The sequence below is a fragment of the Acinetobacter ihumii genome, from assembly GCF_900625095.1.
Lineage (GTDB): Bacteria > Pseudomonadota > Gammaproteobacteria > Pseudomonadales > Moraxellaceae > Acinetobacter > Acinetobacter ihumii.
The window spans coordinates 2,785,184-2,800,801 of the sequence record NZ_LR130760.1 but is presented as its reverse complement, the minus strand read 5'-3'; the positions used below and the strand labels follow the sequence as shown (position 1 = coordinate 2,800,801).

11 protein-coding genes are annotated in these 15,618 nt (G+C 40.7%); all 11 read right to left on the bottom strand.

The window, feature by feature from the left end; translation table 11 throughout:
• Positions 1 to 223: 223 nt before the first annotated feature.
• The 11 genes from E0D95_RS13200 to E0D95_RS13150 all read right to left on the bottom strand — a co-directional run bounded on the left by E0D95_RS13200 (position 224) and on the right by E0D95_RS13150 (position 14,947).
• A complete protein-coding gene (locus E0D95_RS13200) occupies positions 224 to 700 on the bottom strand; it encodes a RidA family protein (protein ID WP_130804353.1) in 477 nt (158 codons plus the stop codon).
• 116 nt (positions 701 to 816) lie between these two features.
• Positions 817 to 3,573 carry an aconitate hydratase AcnA gene (gene acnA, locus E0D95_RS13195; RefSeq protein ID WP_130804351.1) on the bottom strand — a complete coding sequence of 919 codons (2,757 nt, stop codon included), beginning with the start codon at positions 3,571 to 3,573 and terminating at the stop codon, positions 817 to 819.
• 118 nt (positions 3,574 to 3,691) lie between these two features.
• Positions 3,692 to 4,513 carry a TatD family hydrolase gene (locus E0D95_RS13190; protein WP_130804349.1) on the bottom strand — a complete coding sequence of 274 codons (822 nt, stop codon included), beginning with the start codon at positions 4,511 to 4,513 and terminating at the stop codon, positions 3,692 to 3,694.
• Positions 4,514 to 4,516: 3 nt separating this feature from the next.
• Positions 4,517 to 5,506, bottom strand: a complete 990-nt coding sequence (locus tag E0D95_RS13185) for an RsiV family protein (protein WP_130804907.1) — start codon at positions 5,504 to 5,506, stop codon at positions 4,517 to 4,519.
• Between the two features lie 123 nt (positions 5,507 to 5,629).
• Positions 5,630 to 6,448 (bottom strand): hypothetical protein, encoded by an 819-nt coding sequence (locus E0D95_RS13180; protein WP_130804906.1) that lies wholly within the window; start codon positions 6,446 to 6,448, stop codon positions 5,630 to 5,632.
• A 76-nt stretch (positions 6,449 to 6,524) separates the two neighbouring features.
• Positions 6,525 to 8,114 (bottom strand): peptide chain release factor 3, encoded by a 1,590-nt coding sequence (locus tag E0D95_RS13175; protein WP_130804347.1) that lies wholly within the window; start codon positions 8,112 to 8,114, stop codon positions 6,525 to 6,527.
• Positions 8,115 to 8,461: 347 nt separating this feature from the next.
• Entirely contained in the window at positions 8,462 to 8,899 is a 438-nt protein-coding gene (locus tag E0D95_RS13170) for a PaaI family thioesterase (protein WP_130804345.1), read from the bottom strand.
• A 205-nt stretch (positions 8,900 to 9,104) separates the two neighbouring features.
• Positions 9,105 to 11,174, bottom strand: coding sequence for a bifunctional diguanylate cyclase/phosphodiesterase (locus E0D95_RS13165; protein ID WP_130804343.1), 2,070 nt, complete (start codon positions 11,172 to 11,174; stop codon positions 9,105 to 9,107).
• Between the two features lie 436 nt (positions 11,175 to 11,610).
• A complete protein-coding gene (gene ilvC / locus E0D95_RS13160) occupies positions 11,611 to 12,627 on the bottom strand; it encodes a ketol-acid reductoisomerase (protein WP_130804341.1) in 1,017 nt (338 codons plus the stop codon).
• Between the two features lie 104 nt (positions 12,628 to 12,731).
• Positions 12,732 to 13,223, bottom strand: a complete 492-nt coding sequence (ilvN, locus tag E0D95_RS13155; RefSeq protein ID WP_004990873.1) for an acetolactate synthase small subunit — start codon at positions 13,221 to 13,223, stop codon at positions 12,732 to 12,734.
• Positions 13,223 to 14,947: an acetolactate synthase 3 large subunit gene (locus E0D95_RS13150; RefSeq protein ID WP_130804339.1), complete on the bottom strand. Its 1,725-nt coding sequence runs from the start codon at positions 14,945 to 14,947 to the stop codon at positions 13,223 to 13,225. Before E0D95_RS13150 ends, ilvN begins: the two co-directional genes overlap by 1 nt.
• Positions 14,948 to 15,618: the final 671 nt, after the last annotated feature.

Genomic DNA, 15,618 nt, shown 5'->3' with positions numbered 1-15,618 from the left:
TGTTCAAATGGCGATTCAGCGTTTAATTGGTTTTGGGAAAAAAGAAGAGTTTAAGGAAATTCTGGCAATTTTAAGAAGGCAGATGCCTGATAGGATAAGAGTTCTGTGAAATTTGTCGTGTACAGAGATCGTTGCTATAAAACAAAGATCCTATTCTACCCTGTCTTTTTTAAAAATAAATCTCGAAAATTTTAAGAGACAGATCATCTCCATGAAAACTTGATTATGTGTTTACGGCGATCACAAAGTTGATTTCAACAGAGGCATTCTTGGGAAGTTGACAAACACTGACAGACGTTCGCGTATGTTGTCCAATTGCTAATCCTAAAACCTCATACAAAATTTCAGATGCCCCATCTGAGACTTCACTCTGTTGTGTAAACTCTGAAGTTGAATGAACAAATACATTCATTTGTAAAACTTTTTCAATAATATTCAAAGTTCCATAATGTTGTTTCAAAATTGCCAAGGCACGCATCGTACTGATACTGGCAGCGATTTTCGCTTGTGATAAATCAACCTCTAGCCCAACTTTTCCACAAACTTGCACCCTATCTCCCACCCTTGGAATTTGTCCACTAATAAATACCAAACCAGCATGTTCGATTAAAGAAGTATATTTACCGCCTATTTTGATATCGCCTGAGAAATCGTAGCCCAATCTTGTTTGAATGTTTAAAAATGCGACGTCACGATCCATGAATGAATTCTTTAAAAAACATAGGAATTTTATATTTAAAGTATTCTGCAAATGATGGCAATAAAAAAGCCTCAATAGAATGAGACTTTTTCAAAATAATTAATGAGAATAAAACACTAAGCCGCAATCAAATTACGCAATACATAATGCAAAATACCACCCGCTTTAAAGTATTCGACTTCATTCAAGGTATCTATACGACATAACACTTTAAATTGATCAGTTGAACCATCTTCACGTTTAACCGTAATTTCAAGATGCTGATGCGGTTGAATCTCATCGGAAAGCCCTGAAATCGATAATTGCTCTTGACCTGTTAAGTTCAGCGATTGACGATTTTGCCCATCCACAAACTGAAGCGGTAATACCCCCATTCCCACCAAATTTGAACGGTGAATACGCTCAAAACTTTCCGCAATCACGGCTTTCACCCCTAATAAATTGGTGCCTTTCGCTGCCCAGTCACGGGATGAACCTGTACCGTATTCTTTACCTGCAATAATAACCAGTGGCGTGCCATCCTGTTGATAACGCATCGCAGCATCATAAATTGCCAGTTTTTCGCCTGTTGGGATATAGAGCGTATTACCGCCTTCTTCACCACCTAGCATTTCATTTTTAATGCGGATATTGGCAAAGGTACCACGCATCATGACTTCATGATTACCACGGCGTGAACCGTAGGAATTAAAGTCTTTTGGCTCAATGCCATGTTCTTGCAAATAACGTCCTGCTGGACTGTCTTTTTTGATATTTCCCGCAGGCGAAATATGATCGGTGGTGACTGAATCTCCCAAAACCGCTAAAATCCGTGCCGAATCAATATTGGTAATTGCTTCAGGGGGTTGGCCTATACCCTCAAAAAACGGTGGATGACGAATATAAGTTGAATCCTGTGCCCATTCGTAGGTTTTACTTTGCGGAATCTGAATGGATTGCCAGCTTTCATCCCCTTCAAATACTGCCGCGTATTCCTTATGGAACATCTCTGTATTCACTTTTTGCAAGACTTCTGCAATTTCAGCACTACTCGGCCAGATATCTTTTAAATAAATGTCTTCGCCATTTTTACCTTGTCCAATTGGCTCAGCAGTTAAATCCTTTACAATAGTTCCCGCTAGACCATAAGCCACCACCAATGGTGGAGAAGCCAACCAGTTAGTTTTTACCAAAGGATGCACACGACCTTCAAAGTTACGGTTGCCTGAAAGTACTGATGCCACGTTTAAATCATATTTTTGTATGGCAGCTTCAATTGGGTCGGGTAAAGGACCAGAGTTTCCAATACAGGTGGTACAACCATAACCAACAAGGTTATAACCCAACTCATCCAGATAAGGTGTTAAGCCTGCGGCAGCCAGATAATCCGTCACTACTTTAGAACCCGGAGCTAGCGAGCTTTTTACCCATGGTTTACGTTGCAACCCTTTTTCGATGGCTTTTTTAGCCAGTAAACCTGCGGCTAACATCACACTTGGGTTAGAGGTATTGGTACAGGATGTAATCGCTGAAATCACCACATCGCCATGATTCAGCTCATAACGTTCACCATCTAGCATGTAATGTGGAGTTTCATGCTCAAAATTCGCTTGCTGTGCATCAACCGCTGTACCGCCTCCACCTTCATTTTCAAGACGTTCTTTTTCAGGCTTGGCTGGCTGTAAACTTAAATCCATAACAGACTGGAACGTTGCTGGAACTTTGGCCAAGACCACACGATCCTGTGGGCGTTTTGGTCCTGCCAAACTGGCTTCAACACTTGCCATATCCAATGTTAATGTGTCGGTAAAAACAGGCTCATCGCCTGCATTACGCCATAATCCCTGTTCTTTGCTATAAGCTTCGACCAATGCAATACGATCATCTTTACGTCCCGTTAAACGCATATAATCCAGCGTGATATCATCAATTGGAAAGAAACCACAGGTTGCGCCATATTCAGGAGCCATATTGGCAATCGTCGCCCGATCTGCCAATGGTAAATCTGCCAGCCCATCACCATAAAACTCGACAAACTTGCCCACTACGCCTTTTTGACGCAGCATTTGCGTAATGGTCAGCACTAAATCTGTTGCAGTAATGCCTTCTGGTAATTTTCCTGTTAACTTAAATCCGATCACTTCAGGAATCAGCATGGAAATGGGCTGCCCCAACATCGCGGCTTCGGCTTCAATTCCACCGACACCCCAACCCAAAACCCCTAAACCATTGATCATCGTGGTATGTGAATCGGTTCCAACCAAGGTATCGGGAAAAGCAAAGGTCTGACCATGATCTTCACCCGTCCAAACGGCCTGAGCCAAATATTCCAGATTGACCTGATGGCAAATCCCTGTTCCGGGTGGCACTACACTAAAATTGTCAAATGCAGACTGCCCCCAACGCAAGAATTGGTAGCGTTCACCATTGCGCTGCATTTCAATTTCGACATTTTCTTCAAAAGCATGTTCATTGGCAAAATGGTCGACCATCACTGAATGGTCAATTACCAGATCGACTGGAGATAATGGATTAATTTTTTCAGGATCTCCGCCTGCCTGTGCCATGGCTGCGCGCATCGCCGCCAAATCCACCACCGCAGGTACACCTGTAAAATCCTGCATCAATACTCGTGCAGGACGATATTGAATTTCCTGATCGGATGTTTTGGTTTTTTGCCATTCAACCAACGCCTGAATATGCGAGGCACTAACGGTTTTATCATCTTCAAAACGTAGCAAATTTTCTAATAATACTTTGAGAGATTTGGGAAGCTTGTGAAGATCACCGAGTTTTGGACTTGCTTGCTGCAAACTAAAGATCTGATATTGAGCTGAACCGACATTAAGTGTTTTTAAAGCATTAAAACTATTGATTTTGCTATAGCTGGCCATGCGGCTATCCTCCGGTTTGGCTATGTTCTTTTAAAGTTTCATTGGCTTGTTTTACTTTATGCCAGTTTTAAAGGCAGAGTGTTTTGTTTTGGTTATACTTTTGAATGTGGTTGTTTTTTTAGTGAGTCAGTCTGAGTGCATTCAGTGAATTTTCCCATACTTTTGCGGCGACAGATGCTTCATCGTCTCCTAAACTTGTGGCTAGACCTTGTAACACATAAGGTAAATTCACTGGGGTATTTCGGGTTCGCTGCCCGTTCGATTGTTGACAACACAACGGTGTCATATCAGGACAATCGGTTTCCAGAACCAAATGCTCAACACCAACTTCTGCAACCACACGATGCAATTTTTTGGCATTCGGATTAGTAATCTGTCCAGTAATGCCTAATTTAAATCCAAGTTGAACAAAGGCTTTGGCCTCTTCAATCCCACCACTGAAGGCATGAGCAATCCCTCCCAGTTGAAAGCGTTGCTGTTTTAAAATCTGTAACACATCGGCATGGGCTTTGCGAATATGCAATAACACAGGTTTGTGATAAACCTTTGCTAACGTCAGTTGCTCAATAAAATAGTGCTTTTGTTTTTGATAAAGTTCTGGCTGTTTGTACTGTGGCAAAAAAGTATCGAGTCCGATTTCCCCAACCGCGATACAGGACTCCTGTTTTAAAATTTGCTCCAATCGTTGCAGATGTTCTGGCTTATGTTGCTCAATATAAACTGGATGCAACCCCGGTGCTAAATAGCTAAGGGGAGCATTATTCAATAAATTGAGTTCATGCTGGGTAGCAATTAAATCTGAAAATCGCGACTCGGTAAAACCAATTAAAATCAGCCGCTCCACGCCGGCAGCTTTCGCTTGCTGTGCTAGTTCCTTTCGATCAGGGTCAAAATCTGGCACATCAAAATGCGTATGCGTATCAAACAGTGGAAAATACATCCATTAACTCTGTGGCTTTTGCTTCGGTGTATTCACAACAGGCTCTGATGCTGCCTGAGTATCAGGTAAATATTCAGCTTTTAAAATCCCAGACAGTTGAGCATATGGAATGACCAACCGCGGTAAACCTGCTGAATAAGGTCCAATTTCATACTCACCGTATTGCAAAATTAAACCTTGTTCACCTAATAGAAAATTATCTGAAAGCTTAAATTTCCATGCTTGCTCATAATCATCGACATTATCGGCGAGTTTAGCGTCCATCACCCATGCTTTAAATGCCTCATGCGCTTTACTTTCGAGTGATTTTTTCTGATTTGGCAACAGCAAATGATCGAGCTGTATCTGCTTTTGTTGTTTCAAATCAAAATTGTAATATTGCTGTGCCGAAGAGCCATGCGCACCGCCCAAATAGCTGCTGGTATTTAACACCACCGTCGCAATCGGTTCTTGGGATTTTAAAATCGACGGTTTAATCATGATATTGATTTGATGATTGGCACTGAGTGCCTTGAGTTCTTTATCCAGCTCCACAAAAGATTGAGCATAGGGTTCAATCTGCTGCTGCATTTTTTGCTGATCGGACACAGGCTCAGAACTCGCCGCAGTATTATCCGATTTTGATGGATTAATTGCAGGCGTTGAAGCCGCTTGCTCACTTTGGTTAATCTTTGAAATATCCAGAATTTGTTTCAAGTTTTTTAAAATTTCCTGATCAATTCTTTGATCAATCCATGGAAAATTACTTTGCAGACGCTCCACCACAAACTCTGGACAATTATTGCCAGAACAATCGGGCATATTCACATTGACACGCACAGCAGAACCCTCTAGTGCCAATACCTGCGCTTGTACTTCAGAAGCCGCATTCTGTCTTGCCTCAGCATCTTCAGGTTTAGATTTGGGCTGACAGCCACTCAGTAACACCGTACAGACGGCGATGCTTAGAGCCAACTTTGTAGCAGATCGTTTTTTATGTGCAGATGAAAACATAGGTTTTGTAAATTGTGGATTTTTAGATTGCAACATTTTAATTGCCTAACAAAAAATAATTTTCAATTTATGCTAATGTAACTTGAGCATGCTTGACCAGTTTTGTGTAAATTTCAATACAGATTAAAACATTTTGTGATAAATCTCAGGCTGTAACAACGCTTTGGTTTGGACAGTCGATAAGTAAATATCGAATTGACCCGCTTGCTTGCTAATTTGATTGGCACGGTAATGCAGTCCAATGCCTTCGCTATCAAAAAACCAGTCGGCTTGCCCCCAATAGAGTTTTTGTGGTGCTTCGGCTTGCACTTCGGCAGATTGTTGCTTTAACCATTGCTGATAATGATCTTGAACAATCTGATTCATCTTCTCTTGCTGGTTTTTCTGCAAAATATCCAGGATATTGACTTCTTTTTGTAATTTACGATTCGCCACAAAGAAATAATACCGATCTTTAACTGTGACTTCTTCTTGTTTAGAGTTGAGTCCCACCTGTAATAAGACATATTCATTACGCTGTGAGGCAACGCGTGTGGTCATATGTAATTCATAGGCTTGATTACGCGAATATTGATCCTGCCATGTATCTGACTTGGCAATATAGGCATTAACAGCTTTTTGTAGATTGATTTTCTGATTTTGACCGATTTGAGCCTGTACCACATAAGCCAGTTTTTGCTCAATCCAAGTGTTTAACCAAGCATCTTTGGTTTGAATACTTTGTATATCAATATCAATACAGTTTTTCTTTTCACAAAATGGCAATGCATATTTGGCTTGACCTTCCTGAATATCCAGATAAGGCAAAACTTCTGCTTTTTCCTGAGAAATAGCTGTTTTTTCCTGCTCTGCTGTCTGATCATTTTTATGTTTTGTGCAAGCACCGAGCATAGACAACGTCCCGATTAAACCCACCATCAAGAGCTGTTTCGTCATCCGCATCATGCTTTCCCACCTTGATCAAAGCGTCTACTTTAAAATAAAAAACAGCTTCCCGAAAGAAGCTGTTTTACGCGATTTAGTGTTCGCGTGTATTACGAAACTCAATATCAGGCCAACGTTCCTGCATAATTTGCAGATTGACACGACTCGGCGCGAGATAAGTCAAATGGCCACCACCATCGAGTGACAATTGATCATGTGCTTTTTTCTTAAAATCATTGAGTTTTTTATCATCATCACAGTAAATCCAGCGCACGGTGTTAATGTTAACAGGCTCATAGATACAATCGACTTTATATTCTTCTTTTAAACGATATGCCACCACATCAAACTGGAGCACCCCGACCGCACCGACAATTAAATCATTGCTATTTTGTGGCATAAAGACTTGGGTTGCGCCTTCTTCTGACAACTCCTTTAAGCCTTTTTGTAGCTGTTTGGATTTCAGTGGATCACGTAAACGTACGCGACGGAACATTTCAGGTGCAAAGTGCGGAATCCCGGTAAAATGTAGTTTTTCACCGCTAGTAAACGTATCGCCAATCTGAATAGTACCGTGGTTATGTAGACCAATAATATCGCCCGGCCATGCTTCTTCCAGATGCTCGCGCTCACCTGCAAGAAAGGTCAGTGCATCAGAAATACGCACTTCTTTACCAATACGCACGTGATTCATCTTCAAGCCTTTTTCGTACTTACCCGAGCAAATACGCATAAAGGCAATTCGGTCACGATGTTTCGGGTCCATATTGGCCTGAATTTTAAATACAAAACCACTAAAGCCTTCTTCAGTCGCTTCGACACTGCGTTCCTGCGTTGGATGCGCCTTCGGCTCTGGTGCCCACTGAATAAAGGCATCGAGGACATGATCGACTGCGAAGTTACCTAGCGCTGTACCAAAAAGCACAGGGGTTTGTTTGCCTTGAAGGAATAAATCACGATCTAAAGGCTCATTGGCCATTTGCACCAGTTCTAACGATTCTTCAAACGAAGACCATGCCAGTTCACCGACTTTTTCACGGATATCGGCATGATCATAACCGTCACGCACTTCAATATCAGTAATAGTTGAGCCAAAACCTGCCTTGTAAACATACAGTTTGTCTTCAAGAATGTTATAAACACCCGCAAAGTCACGCCCCATGCCTAAAGGCCAGGTAATTGGTACACAACGAATATTTAAAACGCTTTCAATTTCATCCAAAAGCTCTAAAGGCTCTCGAATTTCACGGTCCATTTTATTCACAAAAGAGATGATTGGTGTATCGCGCATACGACACACTTCCATCAATTTAATGGTTCGTTCCTCGACGCCTTTCGCGCCATCAATCACCATGAGTGCCGAATCAACTGCGGTTAAAGTACGATAGGTATCTTCAGAAAAGTCTTCATGACCCGGCGTATCGAGCAAATTAATCGTATGTTTTTTATAAGGAAACTGCATCACGGACGTGGTAATGGAAATACCACGTTCTTTTTCCATTTCCATCCAGTCAGAGGTTGCTGCACGGTCAGATTTACGACTTTTGACCATCCCTGCAACCTGAATGGCCTTACCCCATAACAGCAATTTTTCTGTCATGGTGGTTTTACCCGCATCGGGATGGGAAATAATGGCAAAGGTTCTACGCGCACTGACTTCTTGCGCTAACTGATCATTAAACATGTATAAATCTTCATATTGAACATCTTTGCGATAACTCTATTGATTACGCAGATGTAGGAAAGCTGAAATTGGCGCAATTGTAGCAGAAATAGCATGAGGATAAATCGTCACATTTATTTCTGTGGATAAAATCAAAATGATCCACAGAGAATCATTCCTTCCATCCAATTGATCCATCTAATTCATAAGTTAGGCTTTCTTACATCGGAATGACTCAATTTAAATTTGGACAGTTGATCATATCGTGTTTTCAGCAAAGTTGAAAACAACCTTCCAACCCTGCTTTTATTCATCTTAAGTTTTTTATTTTTAAAACATTTTAATATTGGAGTTGATTGAAAACGGGGCTACTGAGTACGAATAATCATATTGGTCGCTGTGGCATGCGCATATAGTTTGCCATTTTCATCGCGTAAATAACCTTCTGAGATCACTAGATTTTTTCCAATGTTAATCACCTTTCCTTCTGCAATCAGTTTTTGATTAAATGGCATTGGACGACACATTTTAATGGCTAAGTCTGTGGTGCCATAGGCTTCGCCTGCTGCCAAAACAGTATGAGTGGCACACCCTGTCACCGAATCCAGTACTGTAGCTGCAAAACCGCCATGGACACCTCCCAAAGGATTAGTATGTCGGTCATCGGCAATCGCTTCAAATACAATGCGACCATGTTCGACCTCAAGCGGTTGCATTGGCATGGTTTTAGCAATGCCCGGAGCTGGAAATAAACCCTGTGCAAATGCCTGCATGATTTCTAAACCTGTCATTTTCTTTAAGTCCATCAGGCCAATCTCCTCATTATGTACAGTTAAAAACTTCAATTTAAAGTATAAATCATCCATATTTAAACGTGATCTTTGCTGGCGAAATGTACAATGCTCTATTTAAAATCGCTATCGACCAGTTTAACTTTAAGACTATAGCATCATGGTTCTAAAATAGAACTTGATGAATGAAAAAAATTTGTTTTGCTATCGCTTAATCATTTCAAACAAAGTGATGGGTTTCTTTATAGATAGAGAGATGATCGACTGAAACCGGTGTTCCTAATAAATAACCTTGCAACTGATGACATCCCAAACGATGAAGAATAGCGGCTTGTTGTGGGGTTTCCACTCCTTCTGCGGTCACACGTAATCCAAGTTTCGTAGCAAGCTGAATAATACTTTCAAGAATAATTTCTTCTTTGGAGCCTGGCACTAAATTCACAATAAATCCACGATCAATTTTTAATTCATCGACAGGTAAATCTTTTAAATAGAGGAAACTGGAATGCCCTGTACCAAAATCATCAATTGCAATTTGAATCCCCATTTCACGTAAGCGTTCAAAGGTGCGAATACTCATATCTATATGTCGCATTGCAGTAGATTCAGTAATTTCAATAATCAAGTGATCTGGCTGAATCGCATATTTTTCAATTAAATTTTCGAGTGTGCTAAAAAGTTTTTTATTTTCAAATTGAATGGCTGAGAGGTTCACCGCAATTGGATAAAATGCAACTTTGGTATCCACCCATTCACGGATTTGTTTGCATGCCTGCTCCAATGCCCAATAGCCCATTGGAATGATCAATCCGGTTTTTTCTGCGCCATTAATAAACATTTGCGGCGTCAGTAATCCCATGGTTGGATGTTGCCAGCGAATCAATGCTTCAACACCACAAATTTCCTGATTAATCGTGAATTTAGGTTGATAAAACAATACAAACTGTTGATCATCCACCGCTTTATACAAATCATTAATGAGTTTGGATTGACTCTTGGCCTCATTTTGCTCACTGGTATAATTAAACAAAGTATAGGTATTTCTTCCCTGTTCCTTGGAAAGAAGCATGGCAGCATCCGCATTGATTAACAGATCCTGTAAGTTTCCACCATGCTCAGGATACATAGCCACTCCCACACTGGCCGATATATTAATTTCTTTGCCGGTAATCAAATAAGTTTCTTGAACTTGGAGCAAAATTTCTTCTGCGAGTTGGATGGCCTCCTCAGCACTGCTATTTTCAATAATTAGTAAAAATTCATCTCCACCCACTCTAAAAAATTTAGTTCGGTCATTAAGACGGATATGAATCCGGTTTGCCATCTGAATTAAAAGTTGATCCCCAATATGATGACCAAAAGCATCATTTACCGATTTAAAACGATCAAGATCGAGATATAAAAAAGCAATTTTTTGATCTTTTAAACGATGGTCTGCGAAAATAATCTGCGCATAATCGACCAAAAACAAACGATTGGGCAATTTGGTTAAATTGTCTTTGGTTGCAAGTCCTGCAAGTTCTTTGTTTAGTTGAGATAATGCCTGATTACGCTCTTCAAGTCTAAGCTCTAACACTGCAACACAAAAGCCTGCAACCAGAATTAGGCTCGTTACAAAAATAATGGTAAAAAGCAATAAACCCTGACCCGCTTCATAGCCCATTAAAATCGGACTATGATGACTTGAGGAAAAAGTCGTGGCGGCCATCCCTGTGTAATGCATTCCAACAATACTTAATGCCATTGTGATTGCAATTGCCAGTTTTAAGCCCAACTTTTTACCAATAGCATTTTTATATTTAAAAAAGAGAAAAAAAGCCAAACCAGAGCCACTTACCGCGATTAACACTGAAAATACCACTATGAGAGGATCGTAAATTAAACGATGATTTTGAATGACTAACCCCATCATTCCGGTGTAATGCATCCCTGAAATACCCAAACCCATCAGTACTGAACCAATGACCAAGCGCGGCACGGGTAAAGTCGAACGCGATGTTAACCACAGGGCAAACAATGAAGCCACAGCAGCAATAACATAAGACAGTGCGGTTAGACCTAAATTAAAAGAATGTCCTTCAGGGAGGTGACAAGCGAACATGCCAACAAAGTGCATTGACCAAATTGCAAAACCTAAAATAAGACTACTGATAATAAGAATTAACTTTTCAAAGTGTTTATAAGTCTCTTTAAAGATTAATTGTTCCATGGAAATAGCAACATAGCACACTATAATAGCGACTAAAACTGAACCAAATACAAAGGTATAGTTATAATCTACATGTACCATACAAAACTTCCATGCTTATTAGGATGCTTGTTTTTATGTGTGGAAAATTAGATAAACAGTAGATTTTTTCATCACAACAATCGTCTATTCATCAAATATTTTTATCTTCTTCCACAATACCACTATCCACATGAAGGTCAAGTTTTTTGATCTTTAAAATCAATAAAATAAAAGCACAATTTTCTATAATTTCATGAATTAAATCACGTGTTTCCATCAAATTTGTGATTCAAAAAAACCCAGAATGTTGCATGGTTTTCAGATTATAAATCTCAGAAATTAACTCTTTTCTTCGGGCGCGATATTATTCAATACAATCCTCACGAGGGCTTAAGAAAGTAACTCTCACCATTGAGGTAATAGCAAAACTTAGGTCATATCGTTTCCAAGAAAAAACCCTTGTATCAACAAGGGTTTTCTCACATCAAACTAAAACTTAGTTCTTTTCTTTATCAACAATCTTGTTTGCTTGGATCCAAGGCATCATCGCACGTAATTTAGCACCAGTCACTTCAATGCCATGTGCTGCATTTTGACGACGACGTGCAGTCATAGAAGGATAGTTCAACACACCTTCCTGAATAAACATCTTCGCATATTCACCAGATTGAATACGTTTAAGTGCATTGCGCATCGCTTCACGTGATTGATCGTTAATTACCTCAACGCCAGTCACATACTCACCATATTCAGCGTTGTTAGACACTGAATAGTTCATATCCGCAATACCACCTTCAAACATCAAGTCAACGATCAGTTTAAGTTCGTGCAAGCATTCGAAATACGCCATTTCAGGAGAATAACCTGCTTCAACCAGAGTTTCGAAGCCCATTTTCACCAACTCAACCGCGCCACCACAAAGAACTGCTTGTTCACCGAACAAATCAGTTTCAGTTTCTTCACGGAAAGAAGTTTCGATGATACCAGTACGACCGCCACCTACGCCTGAAGCATAAGAAAGCGCAACATTACGTGCATTACCAGAAGCATCTTGGTGGATGGCAATTAAGTCAGGTACACCAGAACCACGTTGGAATTCTGAACGAACGGTATGACCTGGTGCTTTAGGTGCAATCATAATCACGTCTAAGTCTTTACGTGGAACAACTTGGTTATAAAGAACAGAGAAGCCATGAGCAAAGGCTAAAGTCGCACCTTCTTTGATGTTTGGTTCAATTACATCATGATAAAGTTGAGATTGGAATTCATCAGGCGTCAAGATCATGACTAAGTCAGCTTGAGCAACCGCAGCTGGAACTTCAGATACTTTAAGACCTGAATTTTCAGCTTTTTTCCAAGATGCTGAACCCGCACGTAAACCTACAGTCACGTCAACGCCAGAATCTTTGAGGTTAAGCGCATGCGCATGGCCTTGTGAACCATAGCCAATGATTGCTACTTTTTTGCCTTGGATGATAGATAAATCACAGTCTTTATCGTAAAAAATTTGCATCTGTTGTCTCCACTAAAATTTTTTCATTTCCCTTGTTCTACAAGGACAGATCTTTTCAAGCACTCAATTCTTGCATGCATGATTAATCAAGAATTGAGCACACTTTAAATCGTTAATACTTTTTCGCCACGTGCAATCCCAGAGACGCCCGAACGAACAACTTCTAAAATCGTATTTTCTGCAAGCGCATCGATAAAACCATCTAATTTATCGGTTGTTCCTGCAATCTGAATCGTATAAGTGGTCGGTGTGACATCTACGATTTGCGCACGAAAAATATCAGCCGTACGTTTAATTTCAGCACGAGCAGCACCCAGTGCTTTGACTTTGATCAACATCAACTCGCGCTCAATATGTGCGCCTTCTGAAAGATCAACCACCTTCACCACTTCAACCAATTTATTCAGTTGCTTGGTAATTTGTTCAATCTTGTGATCATCGCCATAGGTGGTTAAGGTCAGACGAGATAAAGTTTCATCTTCGGTAGGCGCAACATTCAATGTCTCAATGTTATAACCACGTTGACTAAACAAACCCACAAGGCGAGAAAGCGCACCAGCTTCGTTTTCAACGAGTACAGAAATAATATGTCTCATTAGGTACGCTCCCCTTTTCCTAACCACATGTCTTGCATAGACTGACCTGCAATCAACATTGGGTAAACATGCTCAGTGCGATCGACCATGACATTAATGAAGACACATTTATCATTAATTGCCATCGCTTCAGCTAATTTAGACTCAAGTTCATCTGCATGCTCAATGGTAATACCCACGTGACCATAGGCTTCCATCAACTTGGCAAAGTCAGGTAATGATTCAACATAAGAACTTGAATGACGACCTTCGTAGTTCATGTCCTGCCATTGTTTAACCATACCTAAAGCGCGGTTATTCAAACACAGAATTTTGACATTTAAGCCATATTGCTTACAGGTTGATAATTCCTGAATACACATCTGAATCGATGCTTCACCCGTAATACACACCACTTGCTGCTCTGGGAATGCAAGTTTGGCCGCCATTGCATATGGCAAACCTACGCCCATGGTGCCTAAGCCACCCGAGTTGATCCATTGGCGTGGACGTTTGTACTTATAATACAAAGCACCAAACATCTGATGTTGACCTACGTCAGAGGTAATAATTGCTTCGCTATTGGTGACACGATCCAATGCTTCAACCACTTGTTGTGGTTTCATCTCACCATTTTGAGCAGCTTCATAACGCAAGCCGTGAACCTTACGCCATTCATTAATTTGTGACCACCACTCTGCAATCGCTTCTGGATTTGGCTTAGAAACATTCATTTGTTTGAGTTGAGCCAACATTTCCTGAAGCACTGGCTCAACTGCTCCCACAATTGGGATATGCGCCATAATGGTTTTGGAAATGGTTGCTGGGTCAATATCAATATGAATGACTTTGGCATTTTGACAGAACTTAGCAGGGTTATTGGTTACACGGTCATCAAAACGTGCACCAATCGCTAAAATGACATCCGCATTATGCATCGCCATATTGGCTTCATAAGTCCCATGCATACCTAACATGCCCACAAATTGTGGGTCATTACCCGGGAAGGCTCCCAAGCCCATCAAGGTATTGGTTACAGGATAGCCAAGCAAATGTGCCAATTCGGTTAATAATGCAGACGCATTGCCCTGAACCACACCACCGCCCGTATAAATCATTGGACGTTTCGCAGATAACAGTTCATCAATGGCTTTGCGAATTTGACCCGAATGTCCACGTGAAGGCGGTTGATATGAACGCATCTTCACTTTTTCAGGATATTCGTAGGCAAATTTTTCAGCAGGATTGGTTGCATCCTTTGGAATATCAACCACAACAGGTCCCGGACGACCACTTGAAGCGATATAAAATGCTTTTTTAATAATGGCAGGAATTTCGCTGGCGTGGCGCACCTGAAAACTGTGTTTAACGATTGGACGGGAAATACCAACCATGTCAGTTTCCTGAAACGCATCTTCTCCAATTAAATGGCTTGCAACCTGACCAGACAAAATCACCATTGGGATTGAGTCCATATACGCTGTAGCAATTGGAGTAACGGTATTGGTTGCGCCTGGTCCCGAGGTGACCAGCACCACACCTGTTTTACCTGTTACGCGCGAATAAGCATCAGCCATATGGCCTGCGGCTTGTTCATGGCGTACAAGGTAATGATTAATTTTGTCTTGTTGAAAAAGCGCATCATAAATATGCAAAACTGCGCCGCCTGGATATCCAAAAACGTGCTCAACGCCCTCATCCGCAAGTGCGCGAACGAGCATTTCACCACCAGATAAAAGTTCCAACGTGATTCACCCTAGTCTTTTGCACCATTTATGGGAGACATAAATAGTGTGTCATTCATTTACTTTCTGCACTGTTATAGCACACATACTTCCAAGTTTTTGCTGTAATAGGAAAAATTTCTAAACTGAGCACCGTATAAGTTGTTTCAGCTTCATTAAAGAACTGTTGGGATAAACAGCACTTGAGCAAAATCACCCTCTCGGCTAGAGAGAATGTCCATTACACACCATGACATTTATTCGAAGGGTGATCGAATAAAGGCATATAAAACTAAAGCGAACATTTTTTATGTTTCACCTATTAATGTCAAGGCGAAATGTTCGCTTTTTGCCGTTTATTTTTTGTGTGTATATTTTTAAACCAATTTAATTAGGGTCTGTTGACATTTCAGCCACGCATTGCGTTATCAGCTAAAACTACAGAAACAAGGCATTAAACGAAGGGAATGGTTACTCCCTTGCCAAGTTTAATAACGAAGTTTATGGAAGTTTTAGCGATAATCCTTCGGAACAAGGGTGTTTTTTGACGCTCCGTCGTTAGCAATGAGTCATTTAGAATGACTAAATTTCCTCATTCCTGCCTAGTATCGCCTAAAAAACACCCATTGTCGCAAGCATCTGTGAAATGTCAACAGACCCTAAATATTAATCGATTTATTTACACCATTGAT